At 56.7% G+C, this 16,111-nt stretch carries 16 protein-coding genes; 4 read left to right on the top strand and 12 right to left on the bottom strand.

The features are described from left to right. Positions 1-360: 360 nt before the first annotated feature. Together phoR and phoB are read right to left on the bottom strand one after the other, a co-directional pair. Positions 361-1,656: a phosphate regulon sensor histidine kinase PhoR gene (gene phoR / locus L370_RS10420; protein WP_023334680.1), complete on the bottom strand. Its 1,296-nt coding sequence runs from the start codon at positions 1,654-1,656 to the stop codon at positions 361-363. Between the two features lie 21 nt (positions 1,657-1,677). Then, positions 1,678-2,367: a phosphate response regulator transcription factor PhoB gene (gene phoB, locus L370_RS10425; protein ID WP_008503265.1), complete on the bottom strand. Its 690-nt coding sequence runs from the start codon at positions 2,365-2,367 to the stop codon at positions 1,678-1,680. Positions 2,368-2,554: 187 nt separating this feature from the next. Between phoB and sbcD the strand changes: the two genes are divergently transcribed. Beyond that, a complete protein-coding gene (gene sbcD, locus L370_RS10430; protein ID WP_023334679.1) occupies positions 2,555-3,760 on the top strand; it encodes an exonuclease subunit SbcD in 1,206 nt (401 codons plus the stop codon). Beyond that, on the top strand, positions 3,757-6,888 hold the full coding sequence (sbcC, locus tag L370_RS10435) for an exonuclease subunit SbcC (protein WP_023334678.1): 3,132 nt from the start codon (positions 3,757-3,759) through the stop codon (positions 6,886-6,888). The genes sbcD and sbcC overlap by 4 nt, the downstream gene beginning before the upstream one ends. Before the next feature lie 98 nt (positions 6,889-6,986). On the opposite strand, the gene mak is transcribed toward sbcC, so the two are convergent. Continuing rightward, positions 6,987-7,898 carry a fructokinase gene (mak, locus tag L370_RS10440; protein WP_023334677.1) on the bottom strand — a complete coding sequence of 304 codons (912 nt, stop codon included), beginning with the start codon at positions 7,896-7,898 and terminating at the stop codon, positions 6,987-6,989. Between the two features lie 123 nt (positions 7,899-8,021). Here mak and rdgC point away from each other — a divergent pair, with 123 nt between their 5' ends. Further along, positions 8,022-8,936 (top strand): recombination-associated protein RdgC, encoded by a 915-nt coding sequence (gene rdgC, locus L370_RS10445; protein WP_023310540.1) that lies wholly within the window; start codon positions 8,022-8,024, stop codon positions 8,934-8,936. A gap of 48 nt (positions 8,937-8,984) precedes the next feature. Here the strand turns inward: rdgC and ppnP are convergent, their stop codons facing one another. The 5 genes from ppnP to L370_RS10470 all read right to left on the bottom strand — a co-directional run bounded on the left by ppnP (position 8,985) and on the right by L370_RS10470 (position 11,621). Then, complete coding sequence (gene ppnP, locus L370_RS10450) at positions 8,985-9,272, bottom strand: pyrimidine/purine nucleoside phosphorylase (RefSeq protein WP_008503270.1); 288 nt, start codon at positions 9,270-9,272, stop codon at positions 8,985-8,987. 71 nt (positions 9,273-9,343) lie between these two features. Beyond that, positions 9,344-10,021, bottom strand: coding sequence for an AroM family protein (locus L370_RS10455; RefSeq protein ID WP_023334676.1), 678 nt, complete (start codon positions 10,019-10,021; stop codon positions 9,344-9,346). Positions 10,022-10,258: 237 nt separating this feature from the next. Continuing rightward, positions 10,259-10,450, bottom strand: a complete 192-nt coding sequence (yaiA, locus tag L370_RS10460; protein WP_023334675.1) for a protein YaiA — start codon at positions 10,448-10,450, stop codon at positions 10,259-10,261. Positions 10,451-10,494: 44 nt separating this feature from the next. Next, positions 10,495-11,019, bottom strand: coding sequence for a shikimate kinase AroL (gene aroL, locus L370_RS10465; protein WP_023334674.1), 525 nt, complete (start codon positions 11,017-11,019; stop codon positions 10,495-10,497). 143 nt (positions 11,020-11,162) lie between these two features. Then, positions 11,163-11,621, bottom strand: a complete 459-nt coding sequence (locus tag L370_RS10470; protein ID WP_010428006.1) for a YaiI/YqxD family protein — start codon at positions 11,619-11,621, stop codon at positions 11,163-11,165. A gap of 97 nt (positions 11,622-11,718) precedes the next feature. On the opposite strand from L370_RS10470, the gene proC reads away from it, so the two are divergent. Further along, positions 11,719-12,528: a pyrroline-5-carboxylate reductase gene (gene proC, locus L370_RS10475; protein ID WP_023334673.1), complete on the top strand. Its 810-nt coding sequence runs from the start codon at positions 11,719-11,721 to the stop codon at positions 12,526-12,528. 16 nt (positions 12,529-12,544) lie between these two features. Here proC and adrA read toward each other — a convergent pair whose 3' ends face one another. The 4 genes from adrA to iraP form a co-directional block, all read right to left on the bottom strand. Further along, complete coding sequence (adrA, locus tag L370_RS10480; protein WP_023334672.1) at positions 12,545-13,648, bottom strand: diguanylate cyclase AdrA; 1,104 nt, start codon at positions 13,646-13,648, stop codon at positions 12,545-12,547. Positions 13,649-13,750: 102 nt separating this feature from the next. Next, entirely contained in the window at positions 13,751-14,071 is a 321-nt protein-coding gene (psiF, locus tag L370_RS10485; protein ID WP_023334671.1) for a phosphate starvation-inducible protein PsiF, read from the bottom strand. Positions 14,072-14,160: 89 nt separating this feature from the next. Then, positions 14,161-15,576 (bottom strand): alkaline phosphatase, encoded by a 1,416-nt coding sequence (gene phoA, locus L370_RS10490; RefSeq protein WP_023334670.1) that lies wholly within the window; start codon positions 15,574-15,576, stop codon positions 14,161-14,163. Positions 15,577-15,675: 99 nt separating this feature from the next. Further along, complete coding sequence (gene iraP, locus L370_RS10495) at positions 15,676-15,936, bottom strand: anti-adapter protein IraP (RefSeq protein WP_023293178.1); 261 nt, start codon at positions 15,934-15,936, stop codon at positions 15,676-15,678. Positions 15,937-16,111 lie beyond the last annotated feature (175 nt).

Here is a 16,111-nt window from a genome sequence, read left to right as displayed (position 1 = left end):
TATCCCTGACGGGACGATACAGCCGAAAACTTGCTCAATTTCAGCGGGAAATGCTCCCGTCCTGGCGTGGAGAAGAATAGTTTTTCGATTTACCACGCAAATACAGTCGGTCTGACAGTATCTGGGGCGCAATTTAAACGCTTATAACGTTTAAAGGCAAGGTGGGATCGTAAAACCAGAACAATATGCCAGCATGAAAATACGCGTTAGAATAATACGCTATTTATAAGAAAAACCCATGGCTAATCATGCGAACAAAAAACAGTCAGCCGTATATAATTCATCCGCGTTTCGCTTGACTGCAAAGCAAACGGGCCAGCGATGGCTGACCCGTGGAAAGGTAAAATGACACGCCTGCCGTCAGGCGATCTTTTTGGCAATTAATCGTTCCGGAATAACGAAACTGAAACGGGTTCCTTTACCCAACGTACTCTGAATATCGAGACGGCTTTCATGGTGATTCACCGCGTGTTTCACAATTGCCAGTCCCAGGCCGCTTCCGCCTGTCTGCCGGGATCGCGCTTTATCCACACGGTAAAAGCGCTCGGTCAGACGCGGAATATGCTCAGGCGCAATCCCCGGCCCGTTGTCTTCCACGCTAAACTCAGCACCCGTTGGGGCATGGTGCCAGCGCACCACGATATCCGTCCCTTCCGGCGTATGATTCACCGCGTTGTACACCAGGTTAGAAATGGCGCTTCGCAGTTCATCTTCGCTGCCCAGCACCTTCAGCGTATTGTCGACCTCAAAGGTCAGGTGATGCTTTTTGTGGCTTAACGTCTGCGCTTCACGCTCAACGACCCGCAGCATCATCGGGACATCAATGGTCTCATTTAGCGCAAGCGTTGGCGCCGCTTCAATCTTCGATAGCGTCAGCAGCTGCTTCACCAGCCCTTCCATCCGGTGCGTTTGCTCGCGCATGGTGTGCAGCGCTTTTTCACGCGGCGCGCCTTCAAGCGTTTGCTCCTGCATCATCTCCAGGTAGCCCTGAAGTACGGTCAACGGAGTACGCAGTTCGTGACTGACGTTGGCGAAGAAGTTGCGGCGCGCCCCTTCCAGCTGGTGCATCTGGGTAACATCGCGCGCCACCATCAGCCACTGCTTATCGCTGTAGGGCATCACGCGGATTTCCAGATGGCGACCATTGTTGAGCTTCAGATTATGCGGGCGGGTAAAATCACGCGTTTTCAGATACTGCGTGAACTCGGGATAGCGCAGAAGGTTAAGGATATTCTGACCATTGTCGTCGGGCCAGCGCAGGCCCAGCAGCTGTTGTGCAAGGCCGTTACACCAGAAGATCGTCCCTTCTTCGGTCGTCAGAATAACGGCATCCGGCAGCGACTCTGCACCGCTGCGAAAACGCTTAATCAGGCTTCCCAGCTCGCGGCGACGCTTTTTATTACGCATCTGCATCTGATGCAGACCGTACAGCAGCGGCTCCCAGCTGCCGCTTCCCGGCGGCGGCGTCATACTTCGGTCAACCCACAGCCACCAGGAGAGGCGCAGCAGGTTCCAGAAATGCCAGATTAGCAGCCCGGTGACCGACGCCAGCAGAAACCAAGGCAGGTGTCCAAGAAAGGCCCCCAGAAGGAAGGCCGGAATACAGCATAAGATCAGTTCAAAGACGAGCCTTTTCCATGACAGACGTTCCAGCACGCGTCACACTCCTGTCATTGTTCAGAAACGGGTAGAAAAACGATAACCCGTGCCGCGGACCGTCTGCACCATGCGATCGTGGCCGCTCAGTTCCAGTGCTTTTCGCAGGCGGCGAATATGTACGTCAACCGTCCGGTCTTCGACATACACGTTAGTTCCCCAGACGTTATTCAGCAACTGCTCGCGGCTGTATACGCGTTCCGGGTGGGTCATAAAGAAGTGCAGGAGTTTAAATTCGGTAGGCCCCATGTCGAGGGGATTTTCACCCGTCATCACGCGGTGTGAAGTGGGGTCAAGGCTCAGCCCCTGCATCTCAATCACCTCTTCCACCGCCATCGGCGAAATACGGCGCATCACGGCTTTAATGCGGGCAACCAGCTCTTTTGGGGAGAACGGCTTAGTAATGTAATCGTCCGCGCCGGTCTCCAGACCGCGCACGCGATCCTCTTCTTCTCCGCGCGCCGTCAGCATCACAACCGGGATGTCGCGGGTCAGCGCCTCGCGCTTCAGGTGTTTGATAAACTGCAGTCCGGAGCCGCCGGGCAACATCCAGTCCAGCAGAATCAGATCGGGCCAGGGTTCATTCAGCTGGTTCACTGCGCTGTCATAATCTTCCGCTTCAACCGGCTGGAAGCCGTTTTGCTCGAGCACGAAGCACACCATTTCACGAATTGGAGCTTCATCTTCTACGACCAGAATACGTCTCGCCATACTTTGCCCTGTCTTATCTTATTTAAGTTACAAGTTTGTAATTCGGCGCCATTATGCGTCAGATTTATGACAGATTTATGAAAAACAGTACCACGATAACGGGCAAACCGTTGTTTTATTACAGCGGTTATTTTCCCGTCTCTGAAGGTTTATAATCCCGCTTTCTCTTTTTTGCCACGGATCAGCTATGCGCATACTTCACACCTCGGACTGGCATCTGGGTCAAAATTTTTACAGCAAAAGCCGTGCGGCTGAACATGAAGCCTTCCTGAACTGGCTGCTGGAAACGGCCCGGACGCACGAGGTGGACGCAATTATTGTGGCGGGTGACATCTTTGATACCGGCTCGCCCCCCAGCTATGCGCGTGAACTGTATAACCGCTTCGTGGTGAATCTGCAGCAAACCGGCTGTCATCTGGTGATTGTCGCCGGCAACCATGATTCCGTCGCGACGCTCAATGAATCCCGCGACATCCTGGCATTTCTCAATACCACCGTGGTCGCCAGCGCCGGGCACGCCCCGCAGATCCTGAAAAAACGCGACGGTACGCCGGGGGCGGTACTGTGCCCCATTCCCTTTTTACGTCCACGAGACATCGTGCAAAGCCAGGCGGGGCTGTCGGGTGCCGAAAAGCAGCAACATTTATTACAGGCTATCACCGACTATTATCACCAGCAGCATGCCGAAGCCTGCGCCCTGCGCGGCGACCAGCCGATTCCGGTGATTGCGACCGGGCACCTCACCACCGTCGGGGCCAGTAAAAGTGACGCCGTGCGTGACATCTATATCGGTACGTTGGACGCTTTTCCGGCGCAGAACTTCCCGCCAGCCGACTACATTGCGCTCGGACATATCCACCGGGCGCAGATCGTCGGCGGCAGCGAGCACATCCGCTACTGCGGCTCGCCTCTTTCGCTCAGCTTCGATGAAACGGGTAAAGCAAAATCCGTGCATCTGGTGAGCTTCTCCGAGGGCAAACTCCGCGCCGTCGAGACGCTGGAGGTGCCCGTCACCCAGCCGCTGGCGGTGCTGAAGGGCGATCTTGACGCCATTACCGCCCAGCTTGAGCAGTGGCGCGGAGCAGCGCTTAACCCGCCCGTCTGGCTGGATATCGAAATCACCACCGATGACTACCTGCACGATATGCAGCGTAAAATTCAGGCGCTGACGGAAGATTTGCCCGTCGAAGTCTTACTGGTACGCCGCAGCCGCGAGCAGCGCGAGAAAATTCTGTTAAGCGCTCAACGCGAAACGCTCAGTGAGCTTCGGGTTGAAGAGGTGTTTGAACGCAGGCTCTCGCAGGAGGAAATTGACGACGCGAAGCGCGCAAGGCTCAGCGAACTGTTCAGCCATACCCTGCATGCGCTCAATGATGAGGAAGAAAACGCATGAAAATTTTGAGCCTGCGCCTGAAAAACCTCAACTCCCTCAAGGGCGAGTGGAAAATTGACTTTACCGCAGAGCCGTTTGCCAGCAACGGTCTGTTTGCCATCACCGGCGCGACCGGGGCAGGTAAAACCACCCTGCTCGACGCTATCTGTCTGGCGCTTTATCACGAAACGCCGCGACTGCAGAAGGTCTCTCAGGCGCAAAACGACCTGATGACGCGCGACACCGCCGAGTGCCTGGCGGAAGTGGAATTCGAGGTAAAAGGCACCGCCTATCGCGCCTTCTGGAGCCAGAACCGCGCGCGCAACCAGCCGGACGGAAACCTGCAGGCGCCGCGCGTGGAGCTGGCGCGCTGCGAAGATGGCAAAATCCTCGCCGACAAAGTGACGGATAAACTGGAGCAAACCGCTGCGCTCACCGGGCTGGACTATGGCCGCTTTACCCGCTCCATGCTGCTCTCACAGGGGCAGTTTGCCGCCTTCCTTAATGCCAAACCGAGCGATCGCGCCGAGCTGCTGGAAGAGCTGACCGGCACCGAGATCTACGGCCAGATTTCCGCCATGGTGTTTGAAAAACACAAAGCCGCCCGCAGCGTGCTTGAAAAGTGCGAGGCGCAGGCGGCGGGCGTCGTGCTGTTGAGCGAAGAGCAACAGCAGGAGTTACAGCAAAGTTTGCAGGCACTTACTGACGAAGAGAAAACCCTGCTGGTTCAGCAGCAAAGCCAGCAGAAAGATTTTCAGTGGCTTACGCGCCGTGATGAGCTCGTGCTTGAGCAACAGCGCGTCACCACGATGCAGCAGCAGGCGCAGCAGGCGCTGACGAACGCTGCGCCAGAGCTGGCAAAGCTCCAGCTCGCGCTGCCCGCCGCCCAGCTTCGACCGCTTTGGGCGCACCAGCAGGAGCAAACCGCGCGTCTGACGCAAACCCAGCAGCGAATTATCGAAGTAAATACTCGCTTACAAGCCAAAACCGCACTGCGCGCGCGGATCCGTCATACCGCCCAGCGTAATCATGAGCAGCTTCAGACCGAACTGACGGCGCTGGCGCAGTGGCTGGCGGAGCACGAGCGCTATCGCCTGCTGGGGCAGGAAATTGCCGGCTGGCGTGCCCAGCTCTCGCAGCTTAACCGCGACAAAACGCAGTTAGCCTCGCTAGCTGCGCGGATGGGTGAATTACGCAACAGGCTGGCTGAAATGCCGGAAAATGCGCTGAGCCTGACGGCGGATGAGGTCAGCGCGGCCATGGAGCAGCAGTCCCGGTCACGCACGCTGCGCCAGCGGCTAACGTCGCTGCATGCGCGCTATCAGCCGCTGCAAAAGCGCCTGCGCCAGAGCGGTGAAAACGTGCAGAAGGCCCGGGCCGATCAAAATAAACTCAATGATACGCTGACGCTGCGCCGCCAGCAGTACAAAGAGAAACACCAGCACTATCTGGACCTGAAGGCCCTGTGCGAACGTGAAGCGACGATTAAAGACCTGGAAAGCTATCGTTCCCGGCTTGAGGCAGGCAAACCCTGTCCGCTGTGCGGTTCCAGCGAGCATCCCGCCGTTGAGCAATACCAGTCGCTTGAGCTGACGGATAACCAGCGCCGCCGTGATGCCCTGGAAAAAGAGGTCGCCGCGCTTAAAGAAGAAGGGCTACTGGTGCTGGGACAGGTTAATGCCCTGACTCAGCAGATCCAGCGCGAGACAGACGAAGCGCAGACTCTCTCTCAAGAAGAGCAAGCACTCACTAAAGAGTGGATGGAGGCCTGCGCTTCCCTGCACATCGCGTTGAATATTCAGGAAGATATCACGCCGTGGATGAACGAGCAGGAACAGTACGAGCGCCAGCTTTATCAGCTCAGCCAGCGTCTGACCCTGCAAAACCAGTTAAACGAGCAGGAAGTGCAGGAGCGACAGTTCCAGCAGCAGCTGACGGCCGCGCGCCAGGCGCTGGAACACGCCCTGCTCTCGCTATCGCTTAACGTACCTGAAGACGGTAATGAAGCCGCCTGGCTGCACGCCCGCGAAGCGGAATTCGCGCAGTGGCAGGAGAAACAAACGCAGCACGGCGTGCTTCTGGAACGCATAAACGCTCTCAAGCCGCTGCTCGACACGCTTCCGGAAACGCACAGCGAAGAGGCCGAACCGACCATTCCGGCTGGCTGGCGCGACGTCCACGACGAATGCGTGTCGCTACAAAGCCAGCTCACCGCGCAGCAGCAGCAGGAAAAGCTGGAGCAAGAGCGCCTGCAGCAGTCCCAGACGCAGTTCACCGCGGCGCTCTCAGCGAGCTGTTTTGCCGATCGGGACGCGTTCCTTGCCGCGCTGCTGGATGACGACGCTATTCGCCACCTCGAACAGCTGAAACAGTCGCTGGAAAGCCAGATACAGCAGGCCGCGGTCCTTTCCGGCCAGGCGAACCAGCAGCTGCAGGCTCATCTGGCGCTGCGGCCGGAAAGGCTCGACGCCGATGCTCCTGCGCTGCAAAGCCAGCTGCAGCAGCTGGCGCAACGGCTTCGCGAGAACACGACGCATCAGGGCGAGATCCGCCAGCAGCTTAAGCAGGACAGCGATAACCGGCAGCACCAGCTGGCGTTGATGCAGCAAATTGATGAGGCCGCGCGCCAGGCGGACGACTGGGGTTATCTGAACGCGCTGATCGGCTCCAGCACCGGCGACAAGTTCCGTAAGTTCGCGCAGGGGCTGACGCTGGATAATCTTGTCTGGCTCGCAAACCAGCAGCTTAACCGTCTGCACGGGCGTTATCTGCTGCAGCGTAAGGCCAGCGACGCGCTGGAGCTGGAAGTGGTCGATACCTGGCAGGCGGACGCGGTGCGCGATACCCGTACGCTCTCGGGCGGCGAGAGCTTCCTGGTCAGCCTGGCGCTGGCGCTGGCCCTTTCCGATCTGGTGAGTCATAAGACGCGGATCGATTCCCTGTTCCTGGATGAAGGGTTCGGCACGCTCGACAGCGAAACGCTGGATACCGCGCTGGATGCGCTCGACGCGCTGAACGCTACCGGAAAAACCATCGGCGTGATCAGCCACGTAGAGGCGATGAAAGAGCGCATTCCGGTGCAGATCAAGGTGAAGAAGATCAACGGGCTGGGGTACAGCAGGCTGGACAGAGAATTTGCGGTGCAGTAAAGGTCCACTCCATCTGTAGGCCGGGTAAGGCGTAGCCGCCACCCGGCTTTTTTTTTGCGGCTGCCTGAATTCGCCCGGTGGCGCTTCGCTTACCGGGCCTACGAATTTACTGGCCACAGCCACGCCGCGCCGCGCACGCCGCTGGAGTCACCGTGGACAGCTTTGCGGATCGGGGTTTCGCACTCGCCGCCGAAGACCCACTGTTTCACCAGGTTCGGCACCGTGGCGTACAGCCGATCAACGTTGCTCATGCCGCCGCCGAGCACAATAACGTCCGGATCGAGAATATTCACCACGTGCGCCAGGGATTTCGCCAGCCGCATTTCGTAGCGGCTAAGGGCCAGCTCGGCAACCGGATCCTGCTCGTCGACCAGACGCATAATTTCGTTGCCCTTCAGCGGCTGGCCGCTCAGACGGTGGTAGTCGGTCGCAAACCCGGTGCCGGAGATAAACGTCTCAATACAGCCTTGCTTTCCGCAGTAGCACGGCACTTCAGCGCGGTATTTAAGCTCATCTTCGTCCATCCACGGCAGCGGGTTGTGTCCCCACTCGCCTGCCGTGCCGTTGCCGCCGATATGAGCGCGCCCGCCGAACGCCACGCCCGCGCCGCAGCCGGTACCAATGATCACGGCAAACACGGTCCGGGCACCGGCCGCCGCACCGTCGATAGCCTCAGAGACCGCCAGGCAGTTGGCATCGTTGGCCAGACGCACTTCCCGGCTCAGGCGCACGCTCAAATCCTTATCAAACGGCTGACCGTTGAGCCAGGTGGAGTTGGCATTTTTAACCACCCCGGTATACGGCGAGATCGACCCCGGGATCCCCATCCCGACGCTGCCGGTTTGCCCTGTCGCCTGCTCTGCCATCTCAACCAGGCTGGCAATCGTCTCGATAGTCTGGTGATAATCATCGCGCGGCGTCGGCAGACGATGGCGAAACAGCTGCTCCCCCTGCTCGCTCAGTGCGATGACTTCTGTTTTGGTGCCGCCCAAATCGATCCCAATACGCACAAGACTCTCCTCATTATTTTGATTATCAACAGAGTAGAAGCACGCTTCCCGATTAGCAATGCAAGCGATGCGACAATTCGTTATCATGCCCGCTGATTTAACGACAAGGCCGTGGAAATTATCATGCTGTGGTTCAAAAATTTGATGGTTTACCGTCTCAGCCGCGACGTTTCGCTGCGTGCAGAAGAGATGGAAAAACAGTTAGCCGCTTATACCTTTTCCCCTTGCGGTAGCCAGGATATGGCGAAAACCGGTTGGGTTCCGCCAATGGGTTCACAAAGCGATGCACTGACCCACGCCAGCAGCACGGGTCAAATCATCGTCTGCGCCCGCAAAGAAGAGAAAATCCTGCCGACGCCGGTGGTTAAGCAGGCGCTCGAAGCAAAAATTTTCAAGCTGGAAGCCGAACAGGGCCGCAAGCTGAAAAAGACCGAAAAAGATTCGCTGAAAGACGAAGTGCTGCACTCCCTACTGCCTCGCGCCTTCAGCCGCTTCAGCCAGACCATGATGTGGATCGACACCGTCAACGGGCTGATCATGGTGGACTGCGCCAGCGCCAAGAAAGCAGAAGATACGCTGGCCCTGCTGCGCAAAAGCATCGGCTCTTTACCGGTCGTTCCGCTGGCGCTTGAAACGCCGATCGAGCTGACGCTGACCGAATGGGTACGCAGCGGCGCTGCGGCACAGGGTTTCCAGATCCTTGATGAAGCCGAGCTGAAAGCCCTGCTGGAAGATGGCGGCGTGATCCGCGCGAAGAAGCAGGATCTGGTGAGCGACGAGATCGCCGTCCATATCGAAGCGGGCAAAGTGGTCACTAAACTGGCGCTCGACTGGCAGCAGCGTATTCAGTTCGTGATGTGCGACGACGGCTCCGTGAAGCGTCTAAAGTTCTGCGACGAGCTGCGCGATCAGAACGAAGATATCGACAGGGAAGATTACGCCCAGCGTTTTGACGCGGACTTCATCCTGATGACCGGCGAGCTGGCCGCGTTGATTCAGAATCTGGTGGAAGGTCTCGGCGGCGAAGCGCAGAGATAACAGGCAAAACGCAGGCCGGGTAAGCGTTAGCGCCACCCGGCTTATTTTTTATTTCAGGTAGCGGCACAGATAAGAGGTGGGTTCAGCCACCTGCAAATGAAATTCGCTGTGGCCAGGGACGTTGAAAACTTGCCCGGCAGCGTAAACTTTCCATTCCGTTTCACCCGGCAGTAAGACGTTCAGCGCCCCGCTGACGACCGTCATTTCTTCAGCTTCCGCCGTGCCAAAGGTGTATTCCCCTTCCGCCATTACGCCGACACTGGCGCGGCCAGTGCTGCTGCTGGTAAAACCAATGGATTTCACTTTACCGGAAAAGTATTCGTTACTTTGAAGCATGAACTGGCCCTTATACTTATAGATAAAAATTCACTATAGGGGCCATGCTCATCACCTGTCACGCAAAATCATTACATGAGAAGTTCCGAGGCCAGGCGAGCCATCAGAACGTTGGATAACAGCACGGGAACATCCAGCGCTTTTTGCAGCAGGTCACGATGATGCTGATGGAAACCCAGGCAGTCCAGGATCAAGACGTCCGCCCCTCTCTCAAGCAGTTCCTTCCCGGCAGCAATGAGCTTGGCCTCACTGTCCCAGAACGGATTTGCCAGCGCGTACAAGGGCACTTTTTCCAGCACCTGCCATTTTGCCTCCTGGTTATCCATGAGCTCCTCAATGGGAACAATCACCCCTACCTGATGGCCATCAACGATAGAGGCCACCAGCGGTGGAATGATCCGCATCGGCTCCAGCAAAATCGCATTCCGCGCCGTAAGCCCCTTAATGGGTGCGGTACTCATCAGCAAAATAACGTCATAACCTTGATTATCGAGCACTTCTATCACGCCCTGCAGCGAGCGCTCGATTTTCTGACGTGAAACGTGCGCCAGTTTACCGTCACTTAATAACGTCGCCAGGGGATCCTCCCCCGCCTCGACAGCGTAGTCTTCCATGACCTCTTCCCGACTCATCTTCCCCAGCAGGCTGAGATGCGTTATCTGTTGTTCAGATACATGCTCGGTTAAGAGCGGTAACACTTCGCTTACAGGGACCACACCAATAGTGAGGATCGCCAACGTTGCCTTCATTTTTATCGCCTTCCATTACTCCAACATCGTGTACACAGGTACAGGCTCACTACGCTGCACAGTTCGTTTTTTAAACAAAACAGGACCAAGCGTAGCAGGTGATCCCGACATCGAAATGTAAAGATCGCCTGCCGATACCGGAGTTACTTGTAATAACTAAATATTAACTCCTGCTTAACTTTCCCGATGAGTAAAAAGTGTGATTCAGGCACGATATTGGAGCGTTTAGGAAAACATTCAGGTTATATCGGGATCTTCGTAGCGCCGTTTCGCGTCCAGCGCTTCCTGTTCAGTCTCGTGTTCACTGATCAGCGAGTCCGGCTTGGGGTGATCGGCGCGCAGTTGATACCAGGTCACGGTATGACCCGTATGGCCTTTTTCAACGGTAACAATGCGCGCTTCACGCGGATAGGGAGGTCTGGTTGGCATAGCTCATCCTTTTTTTATGTCTGAGCTATAAGTATAGACGCCGCTTAGCTGGCACAAGCCAAACGCAGGGCGGTAATAATCTGAATCACAACGTCTTCGGGAGACGCGGACGCATCCACCACGTGGTGAGCCGCTTCGCGGTATAGCGCATCGCGTTCGGCCAGCACTTCACTCACTTCTTCGTTGAGTGGCCTGGAGGTCAGCGCGGGACGCTGCCCCTCTTCCGGAAACGCTTCCAGACGCCCTACCAGAGCCGACACCGGCGCGCTGAGATAAATCACAATCCCCTTTTCGCGCATAAAGTGACGATTACACTCCGCCAGAACAATGCCCCCGCCTGTTGCGATAACCGCAGACGGGATAGTGACCGCTTTCAGCGCGGCGGTTTCGCGTGCGCGAAAGCTCTCCCAGCCCTCTTGCTCAACAATCTCAGCGATGGTTTTTCCGGCCTCGGTTTGCAGCCAGTGGTCGGTATCAACAAACTGGCGATGACACACGCGTGCCAGCTCCAGGCCAACGGTGGTTTTCCCACAGCCGCGAGGGCCAACTAAAAAGATGGGTTGGGTCATGCCAGGTGTTCCCCTTGATGCCGGATGGCTGAAGAGTGTAAAGAAATAATTGCAGAAGATGTTGCGATTACTTTACTGCAAAGCGGTACGGGATGACAACCCTGTGGAGGCCACACTGTACCACAAATTGACAATAATTATCATTACGCTGTGCGGCGCTTCACTTCCAGTAGCCATTTATCCAGCTCGGCAGCGAACTGCTGGCGATCGCGCTGGGACAGGCTGTCCGGTCCACCGGTCTGCACGCCGCTGGCCCGCATCGTATCCATAAAATCGCGCATGGTGAGCTTCTCGCGAATGGTCGAAGGCGAGTAACGCTCCCCGCGCGGATTGAGCGCCGCCGCCCCTTTCTCCAGCACTTCGGCGGCCAGCGGAATATCCGCCGTGATCACCAGATCCTCGGCGCTGCACAGGCGAACAATTTCGTTATCCGCCACGTCGAACCCGGCCGGCACGCGCAAAGAGCGGATGAACCGCGAAGGCGGTACGCGAATATTCTGGTTTGCCACCAGCGTCAGCGGCATCTGAACGCGCTCGGCGGCGCGAAATAAAATCTCTTTAATCACATTCGGACACGCGTCCGCATCAACCCAAATCGCCATATTGTCTCCCCATAATGACTCTGTCGACTATTGTCGCCTGCATTTCGTTGTTAAGCTATCAATCAGAGAAAACAACGCATAATGACGGAGAATCGTGATGGACAAGAAAATCGGGTTTATCGGCTGCGGTAACATGGGCAAAGCCATCCTGGGCGGTCTGATCGCCAGCGGGCAGGTGCTGCCGGGTCAGATCTGGGTCTATACCCCGTCACCTGACAAGGTCGCCGCGCTGCGCGATCAATACGGGATCAACGCAGCCGTTAGCGCGCAGGAAGTGGCCCAGGTCGCCGATATCGTCTTTGGCGCCGTCAAGCCAAACATCATGATCAAAGTGCTGAGCGATATCACCTCCAGCCTGAATAAAGAGACGCTGGTCGTGTCGATTGCCGCGGGCGTCACGCTCGATCAGCTGGCGCGCGCGCTCGGTCACGATCGTAAAATCGTCCGCGCGATGCCCAACACCCCCTCGCTGGTCAACGCCGGCATGACCTCCGTCACGCCTAACGCGCTGGTGACCACGGAAGAAGTGGCCGATGTGCTGAATATTTTCCGCTGCTTCGGTGAGGCTGAAGTGATTGCCGAATCGATGATCCATCCGGTGGTCGGCGTGAGTGGCTCAGCCCCTGCCTATGTTTTCATGTTTTTAGAAGCGATGGCCGACGCCGCCGTGCTTGGCGGAATGCCGCGCGCGCAGGCGTATAAGTTCGCCGCGCAGGCCGTCATGGGTTCCGCCAAAATGGTGCTGGAAACCGGCAAACACCCGGGCGAGCTGAAAGATATGGTCTGCTCCCCGGGCGGTACCACCATCGAAGCGGTGCGGGTGCTGGAGGAGCGCGGGTTCCGCTCGGCGGTCATTGAAGCGATGGCAAAATGCATGGAAAAATCAGAGAAGCTGAGTAAATCCTGATCCTCGCCGTCGGGCGTCAGGCCGCCACTTCGGTGCGGCCGCGCCCGGCATTTTTCGCCTTGTACAGCGCCACGTCAGCCGCCTTCAGCCATTCCCGATAGTGTCCAAACTGCGGTCCCCAGGGGGCAACGCCTACGCTAATGCGCAGCGCTTCTTTTGGCGCGCACGGTAACGTCAGCTTTTCCAGCCGCTCATGCAGCCGCGACATCACGGCGATGGCGCTTTCCGCCGCCGTCTGGGACATGATCACCGCAAACTCATCCCCGCCAAACCGGCCGATAGCATCGCCTGATCGTACCGACCGCTGGAGCTGGCGCGTAATAGCAACGATCGCCTCGTCGCCCACGTCGTGCCCCCAGGTATCGTTGATGTTTTTAAAGTGGTCGATATCAATCAGCAGTATCGTGGCGGTGCGGTGGTCGCGCCGACAGTGCTCAAATTCATTTCGCAGCAGCATTTCCCAGTGTCGTCGGTTAAAGACCCCGGTCATGCCGTCTCGGGTGCTCATCATTTCCAGCCGCCGCTTGTGCTCCGCAAGCCTGACGGCGGTGCGGTGGCTGAGCCAGGCAAACAGCATGGGATAAAGCATGAGTACGGGCAGCGTCAGGATCCACTCTACGGGGTCGGGGTTGAAGACGACCACCTTCCCGACGAGCGGCAGGGTCACCAGCGCGGAGAGCAGCGTCAACGCGATCCCCGGGATGAACAGACGACAGCCGCCGGAGCCCATCATATTCATCCCCACCATCATCACCAGCGCTGCGGTGGGTAATGCATTCATCCCCATCACGCCGATCCAGAGCCCGGCAATAATGGCATCGATTTTGAGATTAAAAATTTCCTGCTGATGAGGTGAAGCGGCGCGGCAGGATAGCTGCCAGGCGAAATGGGGCCAGACGAACGCCCACCCCACCAGTAAAAGCCACCAGCCACCGGGTAAAAAATGGGTGACCAGCATCCCCGCAACCGGGAAAAACATCGCCGCCAGCCCGACGGCGCGCGCCAGCCGAACTCGCCGGGCAAACTGAATGCCGGCGCGGTGAGGGTCATCCTGAGAAAGGGTTAAATTCCACTCTTCCCGAATGCGCTTTTTGTTGTAATACGTTTCATCATTCATCATTTTTGGGAATATTCTGAAACATTTTCCCAAATTATAGAGAGGGGGTCTGCGGGGAAAGTATGAAATTTCGGGTGAGCCGCCGAAGCCGCTCACCCGTTAGAACTACACTTTTTTCTTCAGGCAGGCACTCATGAACTTGCTGCGGTCGTCCCCTTTCAGGGACTGTTCCGTCGCTTTCGCATTACACTCGCGCATTTTTTGCTGCTGCGGCGTCAGGCTTTTTTCAGCGGGCTTCGCGGCGCCATTTTTAAGGCAGTCGCTCATGTAGGTCTTGCGGGCATCTCCCTTCAGACTCTGAGACGTCGCCTGTTGATTACAGGTGGTCATACGCTGTTGTTGCGGCGTTAGCGTTTTCTCTTCCGCGTTCGCCGATGCGACCAGGAACAGGCCGGAGAGCAGAGTAACCAGTAATGTTGTTTTCATTGCACCATCCTTTTGTGAACATTCCCTGTAAGTCTGGTTCGTGACGGGAAAAAAACCACCCGGCAGACGTGATTTCCGCCGGGATTTTATTATTTAAGACCCAGCGCCGCCTTCATGGTGTAGAACAGATCCGTTTGATCGGTCAGGCCTACCACGTTTGCCGCGTGCGGGCCGTAGGCTGCAATGCGCAGCTGGGTGCCGGTGTGCTCCATGGACTCTTCTTCAGAGTTGCCGTAGCTCATCACCATAACGGCGCCATCTTTGGTGTTCAGCGCCTGCGTCAGGCCCGGGGCTTTGGTATCTGCCGGGATGATCTGGCTGGCGTGCGCATGGTCCGCGGTGACGATCACCAGGGTGTTGCCGTCTTTTTTCGCGAACTCAAGCGCCTTCTGCACCGCTTCGTCCAGATCGACGGTTTCGCCAATCTGGCCGCACGGGTTCGCCGCGTGATCCTGCTTATCGATCGACGCGCCCTCTACCTGCAGGAAGAACCCTTTTTCGCTCTTGCTCAGCAGAGAGATGGCTTTATCGGTCATCGCCGCCAGCGTCGGTACGCTGTCAGTGCGTTTCGGGTTCGGGGTGCAGGTCACGGCAGGTTTATCGATATTGCCGTGATAAGAGGCTTTTGGTCCTTCCCAGCGCACGGGCATGTTGCCGTCAGAGAATAGCCCCAGCAGCGGTTTGTCCTGGTTCGCGTCGGTAATTGCCGCCAGCGAACTGGCGTCACTCACCAGCTGATAGCCGCGGGCCTGCGCCTGCTCGCGCAGCGTTTTGCCCTGCCACTCGCCCGCCGTCGCGGTTTCCGCGAAGGTTTTCGCGCCGCCGCCCAGGGTCACGTCAGGACGCGCGTTCAGCAGCTGTTCCGTAATCGAGCCTTTGCCACCTTTTTCCAGCGCGTTCGTTGGGCATTTTTCGCTGGTCACTGACGGGCCGTAGCATTTACGCGAGGTCACGTGCGCCACCAGTGCTGCAGGCGTTGCATCCTGAAGCTCAGCGGTAGAGACGTTGCCGGTCGCCAGACCCGCCGCTTTTGCCATCTCCAGAAGGGTTTGATGATCTTTTTCGTGAATATCCACACCCAGTGCGCCATTATAGGTTTTCACACCGGTGGACCACGCCGTGGCAGAGGCCGCGGAGTCCGTAACGTAATCCGGTTTACCGGTTTTTTTATCCAGCGCGTAATGGGTATATTGTCCGGTCAGCGGTAATGCGTCGATACCTTTAAAAAAGCCGCCCGCACCCTCAGCGTAATTCCGCGCCGCCGTGATTTCGGAATCGCCCATTCCATCGCCAATTAGCAGAATAATATTTTTCGCCGGCTTATCATTCAGCGAAGCGCGAATAGCGGCAGTTTGATCTTCTGATAAACGGCGTGCGCCGCCAGGCTGGGTGATATCCCCTTTTGCCGCACGATTATCCAGCACGCTGGTATGAGAAGTGTCGGCATAAATGGCGGGAGTAATTAACAGGGGAAGTAATGCAATGAAAAGTGCGCTCTGTTTCAATTTATTTTCTCCATGTACAAATACATAAAAATAAAAACAGAGCGACTATAGGCATCCTGCATGACAATTCTATGACACGTCGTTACGTCCTGTGACGGTTTAGCTGCGCGGATGCCTTAACAGCTTCTTTACGTATTGGTGGAGCATCTCTGCATCTTCAACCGGTACCTGCGATTCAGGTCTGACGCTCTCCAGCGCCCCTTCAACGCTCTCAATCAACGCCTGTTGATCGGTTTTCGCCATTTGTCGCAGCAGCGCGGTGACCACAATTTCCAGCGCTTCGACCTGAGCGACCAGCTCTTTTGACTCTTCTTCCTTTTGTGCCAGCTTGACCAGCAATTCAGCAATGAGATTTTTCATCGTGCCAGTTCCTTTTTCAGTTTTGTCTGACGTTATCACTCTGAATCCATAATGCAAAGAGAAGAAATTTATTATGGTATGCAAAAGTGATGCAGGAACGGAATTAAAGGACAGTCACGGTGAGCGAAACGTTTTTCTATAAAAAAAGCCGCATTTTGTTATATAAAAATGCGGC

The organism is Enterobacter sp. MGH 24 (assembly GCF_000493015.1).
GTDB lineage: Bacteria > Pseudomonadota > Gammaproteobacteria > Enterobacterales > Enterobacteriaceae > Enterobacter.
This window is presented reverse-complemented; position numbering and strand designations above follow the sequence as displayed.

Bases quoted from the DNA above. Each gene is read 5' to 3' on its own strand.
- phoB (WP_008503265.1), bottom strand. From the start codon at position 2,367: ATGGCGAGACGTATTCTGGTCGTAGAAGATGAAGCTCCAATTCGTGAA.
- sbcD (WP_023334679.1), top strand. From the start codon at position 2,555: ATGCGCATACTTCACACCTCGGACTGGCATCTGGGTCAAAATTTTTAC.
- sbcC (WP_023334678.1), top strand. From the start codon at position 3,757: ATGAAAATTTTGAGCCTGCGCCTGAAAAACCTCAACTCCCTCAAGGGC.
- rdgC (WP_023310540.1), top strand. From the start codon at position 8,022: ATGCTGTGGTTCAAAAATTTGATGGTTTACCGTCTCAGCCGCGACGTT.
- ppnP (WP_008503270.1), bottom strand. From the start codon at position 9,272: ATGCTTCAAAGTAACGAATACTTTTCCGGTAAAGTGAAATCCATTGGT.
- L370_RS10455 (WP_023334676.1), bottom strand. From the start codon at position 10,021: ATGAAGGCAACGTTGGCGATCCTCACTATTGGTGTGGTCCCTGTAAGC.
- yaiA (WP_023334675.1), bottom strand. From the start codon at position 10,450: ATGCCAACCAGACCTCCCTATCCGCGTGAAGCGCGCATTGTTACCGTT.
- aroL (WP_023334674.1), bottom strand. From the start codon at position 11,019: ATGACCCAACCCATCTTTTTAGTTGGCCCTCGCGGCTGTGGGAAAACC.
- L370_RS10470 (WP_010428006.1), bottom strand. From the start codon at position 11,621: ATGGCGATTTGGGTTGATGCGGACGCGTGTCCGAATGTGATTAAAGAG.
- proC (WP_023334673.1), top strand. From the start codon at position 11,719: ATGGACAAGAAAATCGGGTTTATCGGCTGCGGTAACATGGGCAAAGCC.
- adrA (WP_023334672.1), bottom strand. From the start codon at position 13,648: ATGATGAATGATGAAACGTATTACAACAAAAAGCGCATTCGGGAAGAG.
- psiF (WP_023334671.1), bottom strand. From the start codon at position 14,071: ATGAAAACAACATTACTGGTTACTCTGCTCTCCGGCCTGTTCCTGGTC.
- iraP (WP_023293178.1), bottom strand. From the start codon at position 15,936: ATGAAAAATCTCATTGCTGAATTGCTGGTCAAGCTGGCACAAAAGGAA.